Here is a 22994-nt window from a genome sequence, read left to right as displayed (position 1 = left end):
CACTCCATCGTCGATCTCATGCGTTACGCCGCCCTCAATCAGGGCGCGGACTCTCTTGCCAGCTTCGATGGCTTCATCCCCGCCAACATCCCAACGTTCAACAAACTTCCAAACCCCTCCGACCCTATCGCCGTCGGCGGCCGCTACAGCGACGAACAACTCTACGCCCTTGCTCTCTACATCTATTCGCTCAAACCTCCACCCAACCCCAACAAGTTCGACGCGGCGGCCGCCCGCGGCCAAAAAGTCTTCGCCAACGAAGGCTGTACCCGCTGCCATACCCCGCCCCTCTACACCAACAACAAGCTCACCCCCGCTCCCGGCTTCACCGTCCCGGAAGACGCACGCGCAAAATACGACATCTCTTCCGTCTCCGTAGGCACCGATCCCTCCCTCGCAACAAACACCCGCCGCGGGACCGGCTACTACAAGGTCCCCTCGATCAAAGGCGTCTGGTACCGCAGCATGTTCGGTCATAGCGGCTGGTGCGCGACCCTCGAAGACTGGTTCGACCCCAAACGCCTCAACGACGACTACGTCCCCACCGGATTCAAACCCTACAACGTAAAAACCTTCGCTGTAAAAGGCCATACATTCGGCCTTGATCTAACTCCTCAAGAGAAACAGGACTTGATCGCATTCTTGAAGACTTTGTAGGACGAGATTTCTGTGTGCGAAGCATCAAAAGAGATCTCCGTGCGACCGGATTAGTACCGATAAATGGGATGAGCAGGTCCTTCGGATCGGAGAGACTGTTTCCCATGAAGAAGACGGCGCAGCACCTCATCGTGGAAGTACCCTGCAGACGGTCCAGAGTTGAGACGACGATCGGTATCGACCTTGGAGATGTCTGGAGCCATTACTGCACCATCAACCAAGACGGCGAAGTTGTCGATCGAGGCCGTTTCAGAACCAGCCCGAAGGCAGTTGAGAAGTGGTTTACCGATCTGCCGTCAGCGCGAGTGGCGATGGAAGCGGGGATTCATTCGATCTGGATCAGCGAGCAGCTTCAGGAACTTGGACACGAGGTCATCGTAGCGAACGTCCGCGAGTTGCGGGCGATCTCGCATAGTGACCGCAAGAGCGATCAGGTCGATGCCGAGAAGCTCGCTCGATATGCACGGCTCGACCCGAAGATCCTGCGACCGATTGCTCACCGGACGGTCGAACAACAGGAAGCGCTGACGTTGATCCGTGCCCGCGATCTTCTGGTTCGATTACGCACAGCGGCTGTGAACGCCGTGCGTGGGCTGACGAAGCCATGCGGCTATCGTATGCCCGCTTCCTCGACACGGTGTTTCGCCAAGCGAAGCCTGGCCGTTATGCCACCGGGACTCGCGCAAGCACTCGGTCCGGTGCTGGTGCAGATCGGGGAGATGACCGCTAAGATCAAGCAGTACGATCGACAGATCCAACAGGTCGGCCAGACAGAGTATCCGGAGACACAGGCACTCCTGAAGGTCCACGGTGTTGGCCACATCACGGCGCTGACCTATGTGTTGACCTTGGGAAGTAAAGAACGCTTTCAGCAGAGCCGCGACGTGGGCTGCTATCTCGGCCTGCGACCTCGACGCAGCCAGTCCGGTGATCGCGATCCTCAGCTCGGCATCACGAAGGCAGGCAACGTATACCTACGAAGTCTGCTCATCGAGTGCGCGAACCACATCCTCAGACCTCATGGTAGAGACTCATCGCTTCGACAGTGGGGACTACACCTGGCGTCTCGAGGTGGCAAGCAGGCGAGGAACAAGGCCGTCGTTGCGGTCGCACGTAAGCTGGCCGTTCTGCTTCATCGCATATGGACGACGCAAGAGCCTCACATGCCTTTTTATGCAGCAGCTGCTTGAGAGATGATCATGTCTACCCGTTGCGACGACACCGTGTTCCGATGACTGCGAGCCGACTTTGGCCTTAAAGGCCGTCTGATAAATGGCAGCATCGACTCTCCTCTCGAACCCCAACCGGCACCCAGCTTGCATCAAAACAGCTCATCAAGAGTGCGAATAGAAACTCGGTGGAGAGCAACATGCGGCGCACCAGAGACAGAAATACAAGAACTCTATGAAGAAAAAACGAAGAACAACCTTGACACCAGTGGCCTGCTCATAGAAAGTCGGCTTATAGGAAGTAATGCTCTCCGCGAGACCTCGGAAGCAACTCTGAGACTGTGGATGAGCGCATTGGCGATTTGTGGTCTAGACGAGAGCCGTTCCTTACGGGGAGCGCATTAATTAATACATGGCGCGAAGGGCTAATGCCGCCGCGTTCTTACGACGATGACAACCGGCCCGAACAGGCTGACACATAATCCGTCGAGAATCTCGCGCCTGCATCGGCAAGCTTCCGATTATTCCTTCGACAGGTCCTGCGTCACGAACGATAGCAGGACCCAGTTTCATTGGTCATCGTGTTACTTCACAGCCCATGAACGTTGGGTCTGTCATAGAGTGTTTGCGGGATGCTCCGTTTAGAAGCTCGGTTCGGAAAGTCGTTGATATATACAAACCTTTAATAGCGCGTCGCACTATTAAAGGTTGGGCGGGCCGCCTAGAATGCCACAACACTTATGGCGAAGAATCTCATGCTCGCGCCCTCACCAAGGCCCAAGACTTGCACATCCGGCTGGGAGGGTACCGGGGCTGTTGGTGATGGTCTTCCACCCAGACCAATAGGAATGCATCGCAAAACCTACGTGAAGTTAGCTAGACGATACCTTCGGCTTGAAGCGGCGATGGACTCAGCAGCAGCAGCACGATTTAGCTTCACTTTGTGATCATGGCGAAAGCTTTCCATCACCCTCGTTGGTCGACCCCGGTCACTCACGAGACACTGCAGATACAAACGCAAGGGTGCCGAGAACTGCAAGCAAGATAGACAGAACGATGAAAAAGCCCGTACAGTCTGTGGCACGATCGACATGGGCGTCTGCGAGATCCGCCCCCATCCTCCCATCACTCTTACCGGATCTTCTCAAACCGCACCCGGTCAATCCAACGTGACCTTCACCGCCGTACTGACAGGCAATTGCAACACGCCGACCGGAGTAGTCACGTTTCTCGACGGCGCAACCGTTCTCGGGACGGCTCCTCTCAACTCCAGTGGCATGGCTACCTTCGATACCTCGTTCCTGTTCGTCGGAACCCATCTCATTACTGCAACCTATCCCGGCGACTTCAACTTTGAAGACTCCACTTCCAACACGGTCACAGAGGTGATAACTGGGCCGCCCACTAACACGGCCCTCAACACCGTCAGCCCGAACCCCGCACGGCCCCTCCAGGCAATCACAATGACCGCGACCGTAACCTCCGCGTTCACCACCCCAATGGGAAACATCTCCTTCATGGCAAACGGAACCGTGCTGGCGACCGTACCTCTGACCGCCGCCGGCACCGCCCTCGCCACCGTCAGTACCCTTCACGCCGGCACCTACAACATCACAGCGGTCTACGGAGGCAGTACTCAGTACGCCGCAAGCTGAGCCGATGCTGGTAGAGATGGCGGTGACAACCCAGGACAGCCCATTACTTTCACCGCAACAGTCCACGCATTACAAAGTGGAATCACTTCAAACGCGATTATCGAAAATGTACTGGGAACGGACACGGCATCCCATTCTTACCGCGTCCCCAAAGCCTGCTCAACCTGATCGAGTTTAATCTCTGTCGTTAGCGTACATAAAATTCCGGTTCTTGACGTGACCCCAGTTACCTCTGGGACTGTTCGTACTCTCCGGTGCTCGTAAGCTCGAAGTGTTCTACCTGCTCTTGCATCCCAGGGTTGAACATCAACGGCTGATCGACAAGATAGGCGTGAAGAACTTCATTTCCTTTACGCCAAACGACATCTCGTGCTGTCACCTTGTCGGGTTTCCCATACTCCTTCGCAAGCCTACCTAGATAGAGATTCCAGTTCCAGTTCTGATGTACGTCTCCGATGATACCGCCGTCCCCGACCGCTTCAATCTTGGTGACCTTGCCATTGACGAGGGTAAAGTGTGCGTTGTCGAAGCTCTGTCGTGGACCTTTACACTCGTCTCCAGATGTTTGGGTTACGAGACAGTGGACAACTCCAAAGTACGGCACGCCGGGAGGCATTGAAGTTGATGGGTGCTCAATCGCCGCGAATTCTGTGAACGATTCACTCAACTTGTGGCCGACGAAGGTCGTTGTGTTTCGTTTACAGCCAGAGACTATTGTCAAGATGATCGCGAAGAGCGCCAAGTTCTTTCTACGTTCCATATTGTTCCCTTTCCATAACGGAGACTGATGTCGCGTTTCCGCGAGTCACCCATTGAGAGTGGGGAAAGTTCCTGCGCCAACATCATGCACGTTGGTCGCCCCAAACCACGAATTGAGCGTAGTAAGTGACGTTGGCGAAAGCTCCTGTGTGAACAACAGCGCTAACCTCAACGTTGGCCTTGAACAGCACACATACAGGAGATTACGGTTGCGTTCGTAGATCTCTTGCTTGTCTAGTGGCACTAGATCCGGTGCGTTCGCCCACGCGAGAAATTGGTCGAAGTTGTATTTGTTCCAGCCACGGCCTAGAACCACCAGCACATTCTCAAATTCGGCGCCTTTCACGCTGTGCTTTGTGGCAAACGGCGTATGCCCATTCAGGAATTTGACCAGAGCGCTCACCTCGCTGTACGACACAGAGCGGAGCTGTCTAATTCTCGCAACGAGTTCCGGCTCCTCCGCACCTTCCTTAGCAGCCCACGCCATGCTCTCGCGTTCGTGATTGAGTACCTTGTCCGGCAGCCTTGGGTAGCCCGCCACAAGGATGTGATCAATTACCTGCCCTACGGTTCCGGTCTCACGAATGGCTAACAGCTTGTCCATCGCGGTTGACCACTTCAACTTTTCAGAGTGAGAAGTGAGACGTGGCGCAGCCGTATCTAGTAGCGCGAACATGTCACCATAGCGTCGCTCGGAGTACGCCTCGCTGGCCGGTTCCAACTTATCCGCGAAAAAGGCGATGTGATCATCTTCTTTCTTAGAAAACCCTTCTGGGTATTTGAAAGCCCGAGCGAGTTCGCGATAGCCTTGCTCGGCGGCGATGCCATTATGCGTGAGCATCAGCACCTTCGTCGTGTCAGGAGAGAAGTTCCATCCTGTCTCTATCAAATGAACTTTACACGCTTCTAGGAAGCGACGGGCTTCATCTGCCGGCAAGTCACCCTTCCAATGACCGCCTCCTCCACCGGATTGTCGCTGACCGACCCAAGCATTTGTGTGAAATGCGCGGGACTCTCCGACAACATGTTCGTCCTTGACTGCTTGAGGCAAGGTCGGCCGCATTCTGTTCAAGACTTCGACAACGCGGGTCGCCGATCGGAAGTTTGCCTTCTTACCGATCTCCTGCAGGGTTGGATCTCCTACATGCCCACACGTTTTGTCATAGATTCGCTGCCAATGGTCGCCGAAAAGCCCGAGGATTGGTCCGCCTTTCCTCCCGAAGAGGTGGGTCTTCAGCGCGTCCATCACATCTCGATTGGTGTCCTGGTATTCGTCGATGAAGACATATGGGTAACGGCCCGCCAAGATCGACCGAAACTTCTCGAATTCAAGTAGCTTTGACGTTAGGCTCAGAACATCGTCATGATGAAGGGAAATCGTCGTGTCTGTGATCCTTCGGAAACCGAGATCGTACTCCACCACCTGCTCTTTGACTTCGATAGGACCCGCAAGCTTCTCTTTCCATGAGTCGAAAGTTTGTAATTCTTTCCTCAACGCTGGCTGAAAGCCTTTGATAAACGACCAGAAAAACGCATGAATGGTATCGACGAAAACCAGCGGGTCTCCGTCAATTCGGTCGGAAATGACCCCTGTGGCCACGTTCGTATAAGTGATGCAAGCAATGCGCTGGCAATTTCTGAGCCGATGAGACGTCCGCATTCTTGAAGGGCCTTATCCAGCGTTTTGGAAACGGGGTTTTCGCTGAGTCCAAGGCGAGTTCCCCCTCAGACAAGCCGAGTCTCTACAGGAAACAGGTGCTGTTCCTTAGGCGACGAGACACCGGGTTTGGCCGGGCACTCTCCTCTATAGCGCAGGCAATCGACGCTGGAGTTCCGGCTTCGGAAGCAATTCTCAAGATCGTTGGCATGGTCGGCGTTGGTCTTGAGTCGCCGCTACAGGGGTTAGGTGAAGAGGGGTTTGAAACCGGAGATGCCGGCGACGGTTCCAGATCAACAGTGGACGTGGCAGAAGAGCGGCGCTGGGACGACAGGAAGGTCCTATTTAGTAAGGAATCGAATGCCGAACAGTTCGAGATCGCGCACCGACTGCGAAGCCAGAGGACGGTGCTGGTCCAGGGCCCTCCGGGCACTGGCAAGACGCATACCATTGCCAATCTGATTGGCGATCTTCTAGCTCAAGGCAAAACCGTCTTGGTTACTAGTCAAGCAAGCAAACCATTGCGAGTGCTCAGAGATAAGATTGTGCCCGAACTCCAACCTCTCTGCGTGAGCGTTGTTTCCAGTGACGAGGTCGGGAGAAGACAGCTCGAAGCTTCCGTAAGTGGCATCACGGCGCGACTCGGGTCAGTTTCGGCACAGCAGCTAGAGTCCCAAGCGATCCGCTTAGAGATTGAACGCCAACGGCTACTTGACCGAATCGAGGAGCTTCGCAAAAAACTACTTTCTGCGGCGCTTGGCGAATACAGGACTATACGCGTCGGCGATGACGAGATCTCGCCGTCCGATGCTGCTCGATTCATCCGGAAAGGGCGAGGCACGCTCGAGTGGATACCAAGCACTCTAGGGAACCTCTGCGTAGGCGTCTGACTTTCTGGGGTCAGGGAGTGGGCATGGAAGATGCGCGGGTTTTGGTTGGTTTGATGCTGTTGGAGGGCTAATTGGAACGCGCATCCGCCCGTTTTCCGGGGCTTCCAGGCGCACTACTGCCCAAGGACTGCCAGACGTTTGCGGTGCAGGTACAGGTTCACCAGCGCGAAGTTCGCGCACAGGCGGTGATGGTTCTTCGCGATGCCTCTGTATCTCACTTTGTCGAAGCCGAAGATGCGCTTCAGGATCCGGAACGGATGTTCTACCTTGGCCCGCACCCTCGACTTACTCCGGTTCTTCTTTTTCTGTAACTCGTCGACATAGTTTTTGAACTTCGTCCGCTTGCAGGTCATGTCCTGTGCCTTCGGAGCGGCCTCTTGGATGGCGTCGGTCTGGCCCTGATAGCCGCCGTCGCCCCACACCTTACGCTCTTGGCCGTGCAGCAGTTCCGGTAACATGTGGCAGTCCGCCACGCTGGCTGCGCTCGTCGCCACAGAGTGGACGATGCCCTCCCTCGCGTCCACGCCGATATGCGCCTTCAGGCCGAAGTACCACTGGTTGCCCTTCCTGGTCTGGTGCATCGCCGGGTCGCGCTCGCCACTCGCGTTCTGGGTCGACGAAGGCGCATGCAGGATGGTCGCATCGACAATCGTGCCCGTCGCGATCCGGATGCCCCTGGCATCCAGATGCACGTTCACCGCATCCAGCATCAACCCGCCCAGCTCGTGCCTCTCCAGCAGATGACGGAACCGCAGGATGGTCGTCTCATCCGGCGCAGGCGCAATCCCAAGGTCCACGCCAACGAACCGCCGCAGCGCCGCAGACTCGTACAACGCCTCTTCCACCCCAGGGTCCGACAGATTGAACCACTGCTGCACAAAGTAAGTCCGCAGCATGATCGCCAACCCTACCGGCTGCCCTCCCTTGCCCGCCTTCGCATAGTGCGGTCGTACCAGGGCTTCCAGCGCAGACCATGGAACCACCTGCTCCATCTCGTCCAGAAACAACTCCCGCCGACTCTTCCGCCCGTACTTCTCAAACACACCCTGACTCGACAGACTCTGCTGCTTCATCGCAATCTCCTCGCAGCTATCAGATTAATCAATCAGGCAAGCGATGCAGAACTTGTGCAGACTCTCCCTAAAGCCCTTGACCAGCTTGCCGCTCAGCTCGGAGGAAGTAATTGCCCTCTATGCCACGAATGCAAAACTCAATGATCACGACATCTCTGAATTGGGCTGCGAATTGCCGGACGTGGCAGACTTGCTAAGTCCTGAGAACTTTCAGTCCGTCGTGAGCGAGTCAGAGAGTCTAGCAAGCGCCAACGAACATCCTCTTTTGAGGTTCTGGCAACAGGATGAGACGGGCACGCTTGCGGAGAATCTGAGGACACTTGCGTCTCGGGTACCGACTGTAACATCAGTCCTTTCGACAAGCGCCGAACCCTGGACTGACGTGTGCATTCTCGCCGGCATTCGCGGGGAACCTGCTCAGCGGGCTTGGCGAATGTTAACCAGCTTCGCGCGCGAGGTTCGGGAGCGAGCGATTGCAATGGAGGCCGAATCAGTCCTGCTGAGACCCTATCTTCCGACAGCACCATTAAAGGAACAACAGCAACTTTTAGGCGAAATCATAACGTCGATCTCGGCCGGAAAAGGACTTGGGCGCCTAACCCTTCTCATCAAGCGTGAGTGGAAGAAGCTAATCGACGAGTCGCGTATTGAGGAACGGCCACCTTCCACCGTTGAAGATTTCCGCTGCTTGAAGTCGCTCTGCGATCTCGAGTTGCAACGGCATGACTTGCGTAGTCGTTGGATGGCAATCTCAACGACTACGGCGACAGTCGACATGACGTACCAGCCGGAGTTAATCGCCTACCAGGCCACGGGAAGCATAGATCGAGCCCTTAGCTGGCACGACGCTGAATGGCAACCCCTGAAGACGGAACTTATGAACACGGCCTGGATTGGGAGGCTTTCTCGTCCAGCCAGCCTGTGGCACTTAGCGTTGACGGAGAGCTGCAAACGCTTAGGGAACCTCTGCGTAGGCGTCTGACTTTCTGGGGTCAGGGAGTGGGCATGGAAGATGCGCGGGTTTTGGTTGGTTTGATGCTGTTGGAGGGCTAATTGGAACGCGCATCCGCCCGTTTTCCGGGGCTTCCAGGCGCACTACTGCCCAAGGACTGCCAGACGTTTGCGGTGCAGGTACAGGTTCACCAGCGCGAAGTTCGCGCACAGGCGGTGATGGTTCTTCGCGATGCCTCTGTATCTCACTTTGTCGAAGCCGAAGATGCGCTTCAGGATCCGGAACGGATGTTCTACCTTGGCCCGCACCCTCGACTTACTCCGGTTCTTCTTTTTCTGTAACTCGTCGACATAGTTTTTGAACTTCGTCCGCTTGCAGGTCATGTCCTGTGCCTTCGGAGCGGCCTCTTGGATGGCGTCGGTCTGGCCCTGATAGCCGCCGTCGCCCCACACCTTACGCTCTTGGCCGTGCAGCAGTTCCGGTAACATGTGGCAGTCCGCCACGCTGGCTGCGCTCGTCGCCACAGAGTGGACGATGCCCTCCCTCGCGTCCACGCCGATATGCGCCTTCAGGCCGAAGTACCACTGGTTGCCCTTCCTGGTCTGGTGCATCGCCGGGTCGCGCTCGCCACTCGCGTTCTGGGTCGACGAAGGCGCATGCAGGATGGTCGCATCGACAATCGTGCCCGTCGCGATCCGGATGCCCCTGGCATCCAGATGCACGTTCACCGCATCCAGCATCAACCCGCCCAGCTCGTGCCTCTCCAGCAGATGACGGAACCGCAGGATGGTCGTCTCATCCGGCGCAGGCGCAATCCCAAGGTCCACGCCAACGAACCGCCGCAGCGCCGCAGACTCGTACAACGCCTCTTCCACCCCAGGGTCCGACAGATTGAACCACTGCTGCACAAAGTAAGTCCGCAGCATGATCGCCAACCCTACCGGCTGCCCTCCCTTGCCCGCCTTCGCATAGTGCGGTCGTACCAGGGCTTCCAGCGCAGACCATGGAACCACCTGCTCCATCTCGTCCAGAAACAACTCCCGCCGACTCTTCCGCCCGTACTTCTCAAACACACCCTGACTCGACAGACTCTGCTGCTTCATCGCAATCTCCTCGCAGCTATCAGATTAATCAATCAGGCAAGCGATGCAGAACTTGTGCAGACTCTCCTTAGGGGGCACGCATCAAAGGTTGGCGAGCTGATCCGCGCTCGTCTTCTCCAACTCCGGAGTAACGAGCTTGAAAGAACGATAGAAAGGCTAACCCAGCTTTCGTCGGGTTCAGCCGCAAACGTCGTCAGAGACTTGCGGCAGGCGGCGTCCGCATTCGACGGGGACTTGTACTCAGCATCGTACGCACGGCTGATAGCTTTGATTGCGCTTCGTCCAGTGTTCGAACTTCGTCAGAAGCTCCTAGCGAAACTGAAGCCGCTCGCGCCAGGATGGACAGAGAGCATCATTCAACGGAAAGAACTGCATGCTACTTCCTCCATTCCGGGAGACGCAAGAGCGGCGTGGTTATGGAGGCAGTACAGCCAGGAGTTGGATGCAAGAAACTCCATTCCTGTAAACGCATTGCAGTCGGAACTGGACTCCTGCCAGAAACAGGTACTTGCCATAACGTCCGAGTTGATCGACCGCTTGGCATGGAAGCATCAGCTGAGAAGAATCACGAATAGGCAAGACCAGCGCACCGCGCTTCAAGGTTGGGTTGACACGATGCGTCGGGTGGGAGCAGGAACCGGAATACAGGCTGCGCGTTTCCTATCCGAAGCTCGCAAGCTTATGAACCAATGCAAAGACGCTGTACCCGTCTGGATCATGCCGATGTCACGCGTTGTCGATAGCTTTGACCCCACAAAGACGTCATTCGATGTCGTTATCATCGACGAAGCGAGTCAATGCGACTTGGGTGGTCTGATAGCTCTCTGGATGGCAAAGGAAGTAATCGTCGTTGGGGATCATGAACAAGTGAGTCCAGACGCGGTTGGGCAGCAAGTACAGCAAATAGCCGCGCTCCAAGAGACATATCTTAACGATATTCCGAATAAACACCTCTATGACGGGCAATTGTCCTTGTATGATTTGGCTCGCCAATCGTTCGGCGGAACGGTCTGTCTTCGGGAACATTTCCGATGCGCGCCGGAGATCATTCAGTTCAGCAACAATCTTTCATACAATAGACAAATTAAGCCGCTGCGAGACACGACCTCAATCAAGGTTAAGCCTCCTTTGGTCACGTGCTGTGTGTCCGACGGGGATCGACGCGGAGATCATAACGACGAAGAAGCGCTTACGATTGCGTCTCTGATTTCGGCTGCCATCGCCATCCCTGAGTATGCAGGGGCGACGTTTGGGGTCATCGCGATGGTTGGCAATAGCCAAGCAGCTCTCATCGACAAGCTGCTGCGCCATAAGTTGACTGCTGCCGTATACGATGAGCGCAAATTAATGTGTGGGAACCCAGCGCATTTTCAAGGTGACGAGCGGAACATTGTGTTTTTGTCATTCGTGGACTCTCCAAAAACTCCAGGGCTGATGCATACCGTCGCCGCCGGCGCACGCGACATGTACAAGAAGCGCTACAACGTTGCGGCCAGCCGCGCGCAGGATCAGCTTTGGATAGTCCACTCGATGGACCGCCAGTCGAATCTCACTGCTGCCGATTTGCGGCCCCGGTTGCTCGATCATGCACACGATCCCGCTGCGTCGATGGATAAGGCCGGGGCATCATCAGCTGGAGTTGACTCCGAGTTCGAGCGGCTCGTCATGAAGGACCTTAAGATAAAAGGGTTCCGGGTCACTCCGCAGTGGAAGGTCGGGAGCTATCGAATCGATCTGGTCGTCGAGGGTGCGAAGGAGCGACTTGCGGTCGAATGCGACGGAGATCGGTTCCATACACTTGAGAATCTTCAAGCTGACATGGAGCGGCAGGCCGTATTGGAGCGCCTCGGGTGGCGGTTTATCCGTATCCGGGGATCTGAATACTTCCGAAAGCCTGAGCAAGCATTATTGCCACTCTATGAGCGTTTGGAAGTGATGGGTATCGACCCTCTCGGCGAAGAGTCGAGTGGTACCGAATCCGAACTCAGTAAGCGGGTAATCGCGGATGCAAGAGCAATCCGCGCCGAGTGGGAACTTGAACCGGAGATACTCGATGAAATCCTCAATCGAACTCGAACTACTTCCGTTGAATTTCGGACTGATGAGGCGGCCGAGATTCCCTTTGCGGATCAAGCGTCGACCTTTTGATTGAGGCGAAGATGTCCGGTTCTCCTATCGGTAGGAGCCATATGCAATTATCAGAACAGCAAAGCAGTGGAGAAACTTCAATCGAGCCTTTGCGACCGATTTATGAATATGGACGGCTCGCCGCAGACCTAGGGGAGAATTTCCCGGAGTCGAAGGCTTTGGCGCTCGCAACCTTCGCAATATGAGAGACATAGCGAGAGATTGGCCGGACGCTTCAATTTTGCAACACTTGTTGCAAAATTGCCCTGGAGCTTTCGCATTTGACACTGCGGAATTCAAGTTATAAATGGAGTTCTTTACAGAAGAGATGAGGAGCAATTGATGAAACGATCCGATTACCTCATAGACTACTGAACCCATAATCCGCCTCAAGATATGCAGGAGAGTGAGAAACTATGCGCTCAATGGTGGTGCCACAACGTCGGCCGGTGCCCCTCACGACTTCACGTCTTATGCGGGAAGCGGCACGTGCTCGACTGGAGGGACATCGAACGTCGACATCAACTCGGGCGGAGCAGCCGTATCGCCATTCGTCGCGGACACGGACTATTCCGGTGGTGGCACGTATGCCGTGACGCATGCGATCTCCACCACAGGAGTAACCAATCCCGCGCCGGCAGCTGTATACCAGGATGCTCGCGAAGGAACCATCACTTACACCGTCCCGGGTTTCACCGCAGGCAGCACACATACCGTAAGGCTACACTTCGCGGAACTCTACTTCAAAACTACAGGTCAACGTGAGTTCGACGTCGCCATCAACGGGACACCCGTTCTTACAAACTTCGATATCGTGGCGGCTGCGGGCGGTCAATACAAGGCTAACGTGCAGCAGTTCACCACCACGGCAAACAGCTCAGGGCAGATCGTCATCCATCTGAGCAACGGCAGCGTCAACCAACCGGAGATCTGTGGCATCGAAATCCAGTAAAAAAACGTACTTTTCGGCAGGGACACAGGATAAGTAATCGATCGACAAGATCACCGCAGACTTCGACGGTCTCCGGTGATCTTTCTAGGACGCAGTCCGCTGCCGCCAGTTGGTCTCCATGCATGCTGGAAGCCACAAGCAGCCGCAACGGCATTCGCATTGTCCCGACTGACGACACCGATCCCTTTGTAGACAATCGTCCGCACCGGACTTTCGGAAGGTAAAAGGCCACGCGTTGATGTCTGAACCAGCCGAAATGTCCGTTTCAGTAAGTACACTTTGCTAAGCTTCGAGCTCGATTGTTCTCGACCAAAGTCAGCTGGCCCGGCATAGCGGTCTACAAGTCTTGTAAGGCCAGGACACTATACTCAACATGTCATGAATTCACTCCTTCGCGGTGTTCTCCTTCTCGTAACAGCAGCATCCCATGCCCAAACTCCGCAGCCCCACACCGCCGTAGTTCACACACCCGATGTGGACCTCGCCACCTTTACTTACGGCAAACCGTCCACCGCCACGCCGATCATCGCAGTCAATGGCGGCCCCGGCCTCTCGCACGTGTACATGATCCAGAATGACGTCTGGACGCGGCGTATCGCGGAGCACAGGCAGGTGATCTTCTACGACCAGCGCGGCACGGGTGCCTCTCAGCACCTGCGCCCAGGCGCCGCACAGACGATGGATGCCCAGGTTAGCGACCTGGAAGCTGTCCGCGCCTCGCTGCATGTGGATAAGGCGGACTTCATTGGCGATTCCTACGGAGGCCTCCTTGCATCAGCTTACGCGACCGCGCACCCGGAGCACGTCCGCACTCTCATTCTGTCGGACTCCGCCGCACCAGGCTTTTCCAAGCTCCATCCGCGCCTGGAAGAGATTTTTCCCGATATCATCGCGCAAACAAAAGAACAGGTCGACAAACTACATGGTCAGGCCAACTCCGATTCGGAGGCCGCTGATCTCGATCTACGTGCCCATTTCCGGATGATCTTCTACTCCCAAGAGCTTTGCGACCGATACCTTGCCAATGCTCCCGACCTTGGCCTCGCCTCGGAGACTGGCGAAGCTGTCTCGAAAGCCGTTGCCAGCCTGGACCTTACTCCGCAGATGGCGCACTTCCACTTCCCAACCCTTGTAATCCAGGGCCGCTTCGATCTGAACGTGACCCCCGACATCTCCTGGACAGTGGCCCATGCCATCCCCGGAGCGCAACTCGTCTGGTTCGAGAAAAGCGGTCATCTGCCCTACTACGAAGAACCCGATAAGTACGTCACAGTGGTCAACCGATTCCTGTTCGACCACGATGCCACTCACGATTAAACGGATCGGACATCGCGGCGCCGCGGAACAACGCGGTCGAGCAACTTGCTGCACGCCAGTTTTTGAAGTTCTTCCACCACCCCATCACCGGAGAACAAATCAATCTTGAGGCAGCTGTGCCGTCCGGATTTTCATCGCATTAGTAAATTCACGACGGGAATCAAATCAGGGTGGCCGTTAAAACCTGCGCGCGAGCGGCGTTCGCTACCTCTTGCACTCAGGGCCGGTCGGGCCACAGGTGCCGGGGATAGCGCCGCATCAATTCCTTGCGTACCTGCGGATAGAGGCGCTCCCAGAAGCCTGCGAGGTCGGTCGTGGTCTGGACCGCACGATGATTCGGCGCGAGCAGATGAGCGACCAGAGGCGTTTTGTTCGGACCGATCTTCGGGCTCTCCGTCATTCCGAAGAAATCCTGCAGGCGCGATGAGATCCACGGTGGCCTCTCCTGTTCGTAGTGAATCTTCGTCTGCCGGCCGCTCGCAAGGCGCACGCTGAGTGGGGCGAGATCGTTCAGCAGTCTCCCATTCACCTGCTGTTCGAGCAGAGCGATGAAGCCCTCCGCCGCGTTTTTCAGTTCGCCGAAGCTATGCAGCCCAAGGCACAACTCGCGCAGTGTCTGCGGAATATCGGGGGCGTCGAAGCCTGCGAACGCCAGTCGCGCCAGGTGTTGGTCGAGGAGTTCCTTCTCCACAAACTGATCGATGCCCACCTCGAGCGCTCTGCACGCAAGCAGGTCGGCCGCAGCCCCATCCGGTGCGGGGCCGCGCGACTCGTCGATCACGAGCTTGTCGTAGAGAAGCGCGTTCACCTGCTCTACGCGCTCGTTGGTGCGGTTCCATACTACGGTCGAGCTCTCCTTCACCCGCTCGGGGAAGAGATCGAGCAGCCACTCCGGCTCGATGCGCGCGGTCATACGGACCAGCGGCATCGGCTTCTCCTTGCGGTCCTCCACGTCGATGGCCATCATGAACTCGCAGCCGTGCGCCGCACCGGCAACCTCTGCCGTGACGCCGTTCGACAGCATGATCTGACTGCCGGATCTTCTGCACGCGACGCGGTCCGGAAAGCCCGCAAGAACGGAGAGCAACAGAGCGTCGTCATCATGGCGAGGCTTTCCCGATAGGCGCGCTGCTCGCAGCAGTTGCTCTGCGTGCTGTCGCTCGCGAGGACTTGGCGCGCGATCCAGCGCTTCGAGCAGGTCACTCTTCTCGTTTCGCTCGCCAAGGCTGAGTATCGCGGCGACGCGGCATCCATCTTCGCCGACTCCTCGATCGATTGCCGCAACGAGGATGCGTGAGAGTCGCGGTGAGAGAGGGTAGCGGCTCATGCGCTCGGCCATCTCGCCCTTCGCTCCAATCTGATCGAGCAGCGACTCCGCGAGCTCGACAGCCTCGGCAGGCGGAGCGTCGAGCCAGTCAACTTCATTGAAGTGCCCGGCCTTCATCACCCGCAACGTCAACAGAAGCTGTGAAAGATCGCTGCGCGCAATCTCCGGACTGTCCTGCTGTGGCCGCAGCAGGTAGTCCTCTTCCGGATAAAGCCGAAGCACCTCGCCAAGAGCAGTACGTCCCGCACGGCCCGCACGCTGCGTGGCGGAGGCCTTGCTGACCCGGCCTACCTGCAACGTCGGAAGACCTGTCCACGGAGAGTACGTTGCGATTCGCGCAAGGCCGCTGTCGATGACGGCGGTCACGCCTTCGACCGTGACCGAACTCTCAGCCACGTTCGTCGCCAGGATCAGCTTTCGTGTCAGACTCGACATCACTGCCTGGTCCTGTTCGGCGGGCGTGAGATCGCCGTGGAGCGGCAGCAGAAGCAGCCCTGCACTTCGCGCGGCGGACTCGCACTCACGCATGGTCTGCCGTATCTCCGCGATGCCAGGCAGAAACGCGAGCATATGGCCAGAGTGCTTCTCTCTCAACAGAAGTTCGACTGCCTTCCGCACCTGCACCTGCAGCGACTCCGGAGAGTAAGGCATGTGGCGGATCGAGAGCGGAAACATGCGGCCTTCAGAACGGAGCACCGGACAATAGCCAAGGAAGCGGGCGATCGGCGCAGCGTCGAGCGTCGCCGACATCACGATGATGCTTAGCGCGGGCCTCGTCTGTTGAAGTCGTTTCAGCAGGGCGAGCGCAAGATCGCTGTCGAGATGGCGCTCGTGAAACTCGTCGAGGATGACCGCGTCCACGCCCTTCAGCGTTGGGTCGCTCATAAGCCGCCGCGTCAGGATGCCTTCGGTGACGAAGCGCAGTCGTGTGCGGGGCCCGGTCTTCTCCTCGAAGCGAACCTGGTAGCCGACAGTCCCACCGGCCTCTTCGCCAAGCTCCCACGCGACCCGGCGCGCGGAAAGGCGCGCTGCGATGCGACGCGGCTCTAAGACGATGACGTTGCCCTGCACCACACCGAGCACCGCAGGCGGAACGCGCGTCGTCTTGCCCGCGCCGGGCGGAGCTTCGATGACGAGATTCGGCGTCTGCCGCAGAGATTCGATCATCTCCGGCAGAATCGCATCCACCGGAAGTGCGGACTTGCGGCTCACCGTCTTGATCGGATCACGCTGGCTTCGGTGCCGTCAATCTGTACAAGCCGATGCGGCTCCCGTGTAGGCTATGGCTAACCATCCCTCAAGGAGTCGCCACGCTTGCGTACAAGCCTGCAATCTGCACTTCTTCTCGCACTCTTCGCAACTACTGTCTGCGGCCGCGGACAAACGGCGAAGTTGCCTGCCTCCGCCGATACCGATCTCCTCGAAGCCACCATCCCGCAGATCGAGGCGTTCTACCAGTCGCATCGCTACACCGTCACGCAGGTCACGCGCTGGTATCTGGCGCGCATTCATCGCTACAACGGTATCTATCGCGATATCGAAACCCTCGATGAACAGGGAGCACTTGCTGCGGCGGCACGGCTTGATCGCGAAGGCGTGGCGCGCATCCCACGCCACTGTGGGGCATTCCGATGGTCATCAAGGCAAACACATCTATCGAAGGCCTCGTGACGACCGATGGCTGGAAGGGTTACACCATCCCCGGCCATGAACTGATCGCTCCAAAGGATGCTCCCATCGTTGCCAGACTTCGCGCAGCGGGTGCGGTGCTCCTCGGCCATACCAACATGCCGGACTTCGCCGCCTCCGACACCAATCGCAGCTTTTCTTTCGGTCGAACGGGCAACGCTTACGATGTGCGCTTCTCGCCGGGAGGCTCATCGGGCGGAACGGTCACGGCCGTCACTTCGAACGAAGCTGTCCTCGGCAATGGGACCGATACGGGGAACTCGATCCGCATGCCCGCCGCGACCAGCTCTGTGGTGGGCGTCTTCCCAACGCGCGGCCCTGTCCCCATTGCGGGCATCGCTCCGCTCGATTGGCTGCTCGACAACACTGGGCCCATCGCCCGCAATGTGACCGACGCGGCAATCGCTCTCGGTGTGATGGCTGGGCCTGATCCCGCCGACCCGCGAACGACAGAGGCAGCCACCAAGGCCATGCCTGGGCCCTACACGCAATACCTGAAGAAGGACGCTCTGAAAGGCAAGCGCTTCGGCGTGCCGGCGTTCATCCTTGCGGGGGCGGGAATCCCGTTTCAGGGCGTCTGCCCCGAGTCCCCCGAGAAGTTTGCTGAAGACCGCCAGAATGCCGTTGTCCCTCTCGAGCCCGAGACCCGCGCCGCATTCCTCAAGTCGCTTGATGGTCTGCGCGCCGCCGGGGCCGAGATCGTCTTCTCTGACGACATCCTCCCGGACTCGTTCGCCGAGATCGCCGCACACACCTGCACTCTGCCCTACATCCAGCAAGGGACAGAGACGTTCCTAGCCAGCTACGGCCCCGCCGAGTATCCCTCCTCCGAACAGTACGCCAAGGCCGTTGGTTCGCCACTGCCGGGCACGATCATCAACGGCATGAACGATGGCTCACGCAAAGACCGTACTCCCATCATCGAGACCACCCTCGAGACCGATCCCAACGCCGAGGCCACCTACTTCAGGCCACGCCGCGATGCCCTCTTTGCCTATAACGACGCCCTAACCCGATTTCATCTGGACGGCTTCGTCTATCCCGCGACCCAGATGCCTCCTCCGGATGAGACCATGCCGCAAAAGGGCGAGGCCGGCAATATCAGCGGAGGCCCGCACTCCGACACGTCGTGGGTCAACATCCTCGGCGTTCCCGCCATCGTCGTGCCTGGCGGCTTTTATCCCAGCGGCCTGCCTTTTGGATTGGAGATCTCCGCGCAGTCCTGGCATGACGGCGACCTGCTTGGCTACGCCTATGCGTACGAACAGCAGACCCACCATCGCAGGCCTCCGGTTCTGGTCGAGAAGGGACTTCTGACGGCGAAATGAAGAGCTTTCTGATTAGCCTTGCGCTTTCTTTGTGAGCGACAGGGTACTCAACTGGACCCAACAGATGGGATGAGAAGGCCGGTCTCGAGCGGGATGCGTTAAGCTCCCAAGTTATCGACACGCTTGAAGCGCGGGAGACAAGGAGACCGGCGATGAAGAAGCTTACCACTACGATGATGCAGCAGACACTCAACAAGCAGGGCCGACGCCTGACCGTCGGTCTGGATCTGGGCGACAGGTCGAGCTTTTATTGTGTGCTCGATGAAGCAGGTGACGTCCTGATGGAGCAGAGGTTGAGCACGACGCTCAAGGCGATAAAAGAGATCTTTGGAGCGATGCCTCGGAGCCGTATCGCACTGGAGACCGGAACGCATTCACCGTGGGTAAGCCGGTTGGTGGTCCCAATGGGTCGACGCAACACTCATGCTCAGACCCACATTCATTGAAAACAAAAGCTAAAATGCGCTGGCTAGGGTTAGATCAGCCGGAACCTTACTCTGGCTAGGTTGGCCACATCAGCCAAACAGATCGATTCGTCAGGATTAAGCATTTTTGGATCAGCTGATTAGATAATGTTGCATCGACCGGTTGAGCTGGCACGGGTTTTGGGAAACTACGATTTGAACTTGCCGCAAACCCGACTTCACGGGAATATCAGTTGCCGGAGCTAAACTGAACGAGTTGGAGGCGACGGTGGCAGATCGAAAGTTGCACAGAGATCGTCAAATCAGGGACGTGGCTCTATGACAGTTTGGTTCCAACCGAGGTGTGGATAGTAAAGCAGAACTTTGAATATCACTACGAAGAAGACTACCCAGACGGCCCCGAAGCGCTCAACGGCGATGGTGAATGCTTCGGCATTGTCTACGCTCGTAATGGCACTAAGATCAGTCGTGGTCCCGAGAGGATGTCACTTGCAGAGGCGGTATCTGCCGCCGAAGAGATGACACCTGGATTGGTTTGGGACGATCACCTGATCCAGAAATTGTACGGAGGCAGGTGGCATTCCCGCACTCCCGTATCCGACGATGAGCAAGACGTTTCATAGTCCCTCTTTCAGTCGAAGCTCCCGAAATACGGAGTTTTGGGAAACTACTCCGATGAGATTGTTGAAGAGAGCTGTGATGTCTGTGGACCGTTACATATTTCCTTGGATCATCACGCGTGAAAATTGTTCCAAAAAATCGTTCGCGAACTCTTCGCATTTTTGCGGGAGGTGTGTACTTTAGGGTTCGTCTCCCAGTTTTCTGCTTCTTGTCTTTGGCCTGTCTTTAGGCGTGTTAGGTTTCAATTTTCGGTTCCCTGAGGTTTTTCGAACGTGAGATGCTCTGTTTGTCTGCTGCGCCGTTTCTGCCCCCTCGCCACCACTCTTTTATTTTCTTCATTTACACACACCGTCCTATGCGCGCTTTTGATAGCTGCGTTTGTTCGCCGTGTGTCTCGCCTATGACTTGGACATGGCTTCTGGTCGCGATGCTTGCGATAACCGGGTGTGGTAACGGAGGATCGCCGGCAATGGCACCAGGGGCAGCGCCGATAATCACCGCACAGCCGGCGAGCGCGACAATCCCGCTTGACAGCGCCGCGATGCTGACGGTGGCGGCGACGGGAACTGGTCCACTGAGCTACCAGTGGACGGAGAATGGGAATGCCGTTCCGGGTGCGACGTCGGCGAGCCTGACGACGGCTGCGCTGCAACTGGCGGACTCGGCCGATAAGTTCACGGTGACGGTGACCAACGCTTATGGCTCGGTGACCAGTAATGTGGCGACGGTCACGATCGGGCCGCGGGCGCCGGCGCAACGGGATATGCGCTTCAAACATGTGGAACTCGCGCCGGCCCTGGAGGGGATCGAGGCCACCAACATCATCGCAGAGATTCCGGGAAACATGTCTGAGGATACTTTCACCGGCGCGATCGGTTCGACCCTGATGGTTGGTAACCAGGACTGCGGCACCTCCGCGAACCTGACCTCCTGCGCCTGGCTATTGCAAGAGTTTGCGGCACCCGTGGGTATACAGGGCTATAACTCGTCATATCAGGCGGACTCGCTGCCGAATCTTGATAGCGATCTGGCGGCGGTGGGTGCGAATTCCGTCTTAACGTCTCTGGACGAGCAAAATGGGCCGGGATTCGCGTATGGGGTGTTTGCGTATTCGGTGGAGACAGATCCGACGGTGTCAGACGGGTTCACGATGCAGCGCGCGACGGTGACGGATGCTACGCTGGCGACGACAGTGTCGGCGATGGCGGCAAAGGGTGTGGTGGTCACGGCGGCGTCAGTGAACAGCGCCGCGGGAATCGATCTGGTGGCGTATGGCTGGAGCGGGGACCAGGGTACGACGTACGACGCACAGACGGTGTTGACTACGTACGTGAACCTCGGACCGCAGGCGCTGACCCTGGCGCAGCAGGGCTACATCATCACAGCGGTGGGAACGGCGGACGCGAACCAGATGTTGCTGGTGGGCACGAAGGTGCATGGCGATACTCTGCCGCGCAACCTCGCCTACGCTGGTTTTCAAGGCGGCGGTGGCACCTCGTCGAATGGCCAGATTGTCGTCGGGTACGTCTTTGGCAACGACGCGGGGAACAACCCGAACCTGCCCGCCGTCGAGATCCTATTGGCTCAGTAGGTCAGCGCTTCTTCGGAGTGACATGAGTCACAACAACATCAACGATCGGGACGCTTCGGACGGATGCGCCTGCTGCCAATTTTGCATATAGGCGACAACATCGTCCCCCAAAAGCTTAAAGATTGTGAGATTGGTAACACGAATTAGGCTATGCAGTCCCTTTCAATTCTCACTTGGCGATAACGGGCCGAGTCACTCTTCGACTGCGAGTCACTAGCTAAAACGGGGTTATAGGAAACGTCAACGTCGAACTTGCCGCAAACCTGACTTTCGGGGAACTAAGCTCACGTGGAGGGTGTCTAAAGAAGTCACAGGGAAACGACAGTGCTTCCCAAAATTCTATGCCTCAGCGCCGTCTCCTACGTTTTGTCAGCCGTACCTTGCGCTGGCACCGGGCGAGCAGAGACTGCCGTACCTCTAGAGATGACCATGGTTATGCTGCGAAGCGGACCTGGCTTACCGGTTTTTGAATTGAGGCTTCGGAATACCGGCGATCATGATCTCGTGCTGAGTGTCGGACTGCTCGTCGGGACAAAGCAGTACCCCGAAGCTGTGCACTTCTCGGTGACAGACAGGTCGGGCTTCACTTACCGGCTTGTGCGCAAGGGCTCGTTAGCGGGCCTTGCCGGGAGAGCAGATCCACTGATCGTCTCGCTACCTATGGAGGCTTCTTTCAGCTTCCCTGTCGATCTTGCCCGCTACTGCACTTTCTCAAAGGGATGTCCCCTCCATCTACCCTTAGGCCGGTACACCATAAAAGCAGATTATGACAGCACTGACGACCAAAACTCGGAGATGTTTTTGATCTGGAGAGGCCAACTTCACACTGCGGCCATCCCCTTCATCGTAGATGGAAATTGAAAGCTTTAGAGGAGTCTCTTCATGAAAAACGGGGTTCTAGGAAAGTTCGCAGTAGCTAAACTACACTTACCGGCCGAAGTGTTTTTGGAAAAGCTCTTGCGCTCTCTGGGCTCCGGACTCCGTCATTCTCACGGACTTTGCTGCGTTCTGAGGATCGGAAATGTACCCTCTCTTGTAAAGGCGATCCATAGCGTTCCAGTCATGCCCTTTCCAGGCTCGTATACCCGTACCTTCCTTGAAAGTTGTCAGGTGTAGGAGCGCGAGAACCATTTCGTCAACCTTGTCTTCGTCATATTCCATACAGACCTCGCTTTGATTGCAGTATCGCGATCTCAGCATTATGCCAGTCGAACAAACTTCGGCCCATGTCACCATGAGGACTACCGAAGGTGTCAGTCGCAGATGGGGGATGACGAACGTTCCGATAAGACGACTTTCTGGGAGCTTCCTCTGGTGTGCGGCCCGCGATTCTGAGAGCATGAGTGTCATGCTGACGTGGCCGAGATCGAAGAGAGTACAAGCGGCGATCGCATTCAGCCTCGCCCTAGCGTCGACGGTCTTCGTCCTCGCCAACATTGCGATGAAATCCTTCAACCACTTCTACTTCGCTCCGCATAAAGCGTATCCATACCCCTACCCAACGGTTACGGCTGCTCGGATTGCCACGTATCGAGATTGCGGCCTGACCTTCGTCGCAGTTTTCGCGATCTTCTATCTGGCCCAGCATTTCTTTCTCAGGACTCGCCATCTGAACTCCGATGGACGGGTTAATCGACTCTAGCCCTGCTTGGCCTACCAGCGCTTGTTCTAGCCGGAACCAGACCGCGCAGCTGTAGTGCAT

General features: G+C 57.0%; 20 protein-coding genes and 1 pseudogene. 13 read left to right on the top strand and 8 right to left on the bottom strand.

Annotation, left to right across the window (positions count from 1 at the left end):
• The first annotated feature begins 18 nt into the window (after positions 1-18).
• The 3 genes from RBB80_RS04515 (at position 19) to RBB80_RS04505 (ending at position 3481) form a co-directional block, all read left to right on the top strand.
• On the top strand, positions 19-657 hold the full coding sequence (locus tag RBB80_RS04515) for a hypothetical protein (protein ID WP_433967099.1): 639 nt from the start codon (positions 19-21) through the stop codon (positions 655-657).
• Between the two features lie 104 nt (positions 658-761).
• Positions 762-1847: an IS110 family transposase gene (locus RBB80_RS04510; protein WP_433967098.1), complete on the top strand. Its 1086-nt coding sequence runs from the start codon at positions 762-764 to the stop codon at positions 1845-1847.
• Between the two features lie 1070 nt (positions 1848-2917).
• Positions 2918-3481 carry an Ig-like domain-containing protein gene (locus RBB80_RS04505; protein ID WP_433967097.1) on the top strand — a complete coding sequence of 188 codons (564 nt, stop codon included), beginning with the start codon at positions 2918-2920 and terminating at the stop codon, positions 3479-3481.
• A 226-nt stretch (positions 3482-3707) separates the two neighbouring features.
• Here RBB80_RS04505 and RBB80_RS04500 read toward each other — a convergent pair whose 3' ends face one another.
• The 3 genes and pseudogenes from RBB80_RS04500 to RBB80_RS04490 all read right to left on the bottom strand — a co-directional run.
• Positions 3708-4241 (bottom strand): hypothetical protein, encoded by a 534-nt coding sequence (locus RBB80_RS04500; RefSeq protein WP_433967096.1) that lies wholly within the window; start codon positions 4239-4241, stop codon positions 3708-3710.
• A gap of 45 nt (positions 4242-4286) precedes the next feature.
• Positions 4287-5177, bottom strand: a complete 891-nt coding sequence (locus RBB80_RS04495) for a hypothetical protein (protein WP_433970135.1) — start codon at positions 5175-5177, stop codon at positions 4287-4289.
• 285 nt (positions 5178-5462) lie between these two features.
• Positions 5463-5900: pseudogene (locus RBB80_RS04490) on the bottom strand (UvrD-helicase domain-containing protein); the annotation flags it as partial.
• Between the two features lie 95 nt (positions 5901-5995).
• Between RBB80_RS04490 and RBB80_RS04485 the strand changes: the two are divergent.
• On the top strand, positions 5996-6787 hold the full coding sequence (locus RBB80_RS04485; protein ID WP_433967095.1) for an AAA domain-containing protein: 792 nt from the start codon (positions 5996-5998) through the stop codon (positions 6785-6787).
• 113 nt (positions 6788-6900) lie between these two features.
• Here RBB80_RS04485 and RBB80_RS04480 read toward each other — a convergent pair whose 3' ends face one another.
• Entirely contained in the window at positions 6901-7860 is a 960-nt protein-coding gene (locus RBB80_RS04480; protein ID WP_433963888.1) for an IS5 family transposase, read from the bottom strand.
• Positions 7861-8293: 433 nt separating this feature from the next.
• Here RBB80_RS04480 and RBB80_RS04475 point away from each other — a divergent pair, with 433 nt between their 5' ends.
• Positions 8294-8842 carry a hypothetical protein gene (locus RBB80_RS04475; RefSeq protein WP_433967094.1) on the top strand — a complete coding sequence of 183 codons (549 nt, stop codon included), beginning with the start codon at positions 8294-8296 and terminating at the stop codon, positions 8840-8842.
• A gap of 113 nt (positions 8843-8955) precedes the next feature.
• Here the strand turns inward: RBB80_RS04475 and RBB80_RS04470 are convergent, their stop codons facing one another.
• Both RBB80_RS04470 and RBB80_RS04465 read right to left on the bottom strand, forming a co-directional pair.
• On the bottom strand, positions 8956-9915 hold the full coding sequence (locus tag RBB80_RS04470; RefSeq protein WP_433963888.1) for an IS5 family transposase: 960 nt from the start codon (positions 9913-9915) through the stop codon (positions 8956-8958).
• A 762-nt stretch (positions 9916-10677) separates the two neighbouring features.
• Positions 10678-10833: a hypothetical protein gene (locus RBB80_RS04465; RefSeq protein WP_433970133.1), complete on the bottom strand. Its 156-nt coding sequence runs from the start codon at positions 10831-10833 to the stop codon at positions 10678-10680.
• Between RBB80_RS04465 and RBB80_RS04460 the strand changes: the two genes are divergently transcribed.
• From RBB80_RS04460 to RBB80_RS04450, 3 genes are all read left to right on the top strand, one after another.
• Positions 10783-12063, top strand: a complete 1281-nt coding sequence (locus RBB80_RS04460; protein ID WP_433969490.1) for an AAA domain-containing protein — start codon at positions 10783-10785, stop codon at positions 12061-12063. The genes RBB80_RS04465 and RBB80_RS04460 overlap by 51 nt on opposite strands.
• Before the next feature lie 385 nt (positions 12064-12448).
• Positions 12449-12994, top strand: coding sequence for a malectin domain-containing carbohydrate-binding protein (locus RBB80_RS04455; RefSeq protein ID WP_433967093.1), 546 nt, complete (start codon positions 12449-12451; stop codon positions 12992-12994).
• 378 nt (positions 12995-13372) lie between these two features.
• Positions 13373-14311, top strand: a complete 939-nt coding sequence (locus RBB80_RS04450) for an alpha/beta fold hydrolase (protein WP_433967092.1) — start codon at positions 13373-13375, stop codon at positions 14309-14311.
• Between the two features lie 217 nt (positions 14312-14528).
• Here the strand turns inward: RBB80_RS04450 and hrpB are convergent, their stop codons facing one another.
• Positions 14529-16850, bottom strand: a complete 2322-nt coding sequence (hrpB, locus tag RBB80_RS04445) for an ATP-dependent helicase HrpB (RefSeq protein WP_433967091.1) — start codon at positions 16848-16850, stop codon at positions 14529-14531.
• A 102-nt stretch (positions 16851-16952) separates the two neighbouring features.
• Here hrpB and RBB80_RS04440 point away from each other — a divergent pair, with 102 nt between their 5' ends.
• The 4 genes from RBB80_RS04440 (at position 16953) to RBB80_RS04425 (ending at position 21292) form a co-directional block, all read left to right on the top strand.
• Complete coding sequence (locus RBB80_RS04440) at positions 16953-17309, top strand: hypothetical protein (protein WP_433967090.1); 357 nt, start codon at positions 16953-16955, stop codon at positions 17307-17309.
• Positions 17270-18655, top strand: coding sequence for an amidase (locus RBB80_RS04435; protein WP_433967089.1), 1386 nt, complete (start codon positions 17270-17272; stop codon positions 18653-18655). The genes RBB80_RS04440 and RBB80_RS04435 overlap by 40 nt, the downstream gene beginning before the upstream one ends.
• Positions 18656-18807: 152 nt before the next feature.
• Positions 18808-19101 (top strand): hypothetical protein, encoded by a 294-nt coding sequence (locus tag RBB80_RS04430; RefSeq protein WP_433967088.1) that lies wholly within the window; start codon positions 18808-18810, stop codon positions 19099-19101.
• Between the two features lie 1069 nt (positions 19102-20170).
• Entirely contained in the window at positions 20171-21292 is a 1122-nt protein-coding gene (locus tag RBB80_RS04425; protein WP_433967087.1) for a hypothetical protein, read from the top strand.
• A 927-nt stretch (positions 21293-22219) separates the two neighbouring features.
• Here RBB80_RS04425 and RBB80_RS04420 read toward each other — a convergent pair.
• Positions 22220-22423, bottom strand: a complete 204-nt coding sequence (locus tag RBB80_RS04420) for a DUF6429 family protein (protein ID WP_433969489.1) — start codon at positions 22421-22423, stop codon at positions 22220-22222.
• Between the two features lie 217 nt (positions 22424-22640).
• Between RBB80_RS04420 and RBB80_RS04415 the strand changes: the two genes are divergently transcribed.
• Positions 22641-22934, top strand: coding sequence for a hypothetical protein (locus tag RBB80_RS04415; protein ID WP_433967086.1), 294 nt, complete (start codon positions 22641-22643; stop codon positions 22932-22934).
• Positions 22935-22994 lie beyond the last annotated feature (60 nt).

Origin of the sequence: Tunturiibacter gelidiferens, assembly GCF_051013345.1 — a bacterium.
GTDB classification, from domain to species: Bacteria; Acidobacteriota; Terriglobia; order Terriglobales; family Acidobacteriaceae; genus Edaphobacter; species Edaphobacter gelidiferens_A.
The sequence above is the reverse complement of the archived record's forward strand: the minus strand, read 5'-3'. Positions and strand labels throughout refer to the sequence as shown.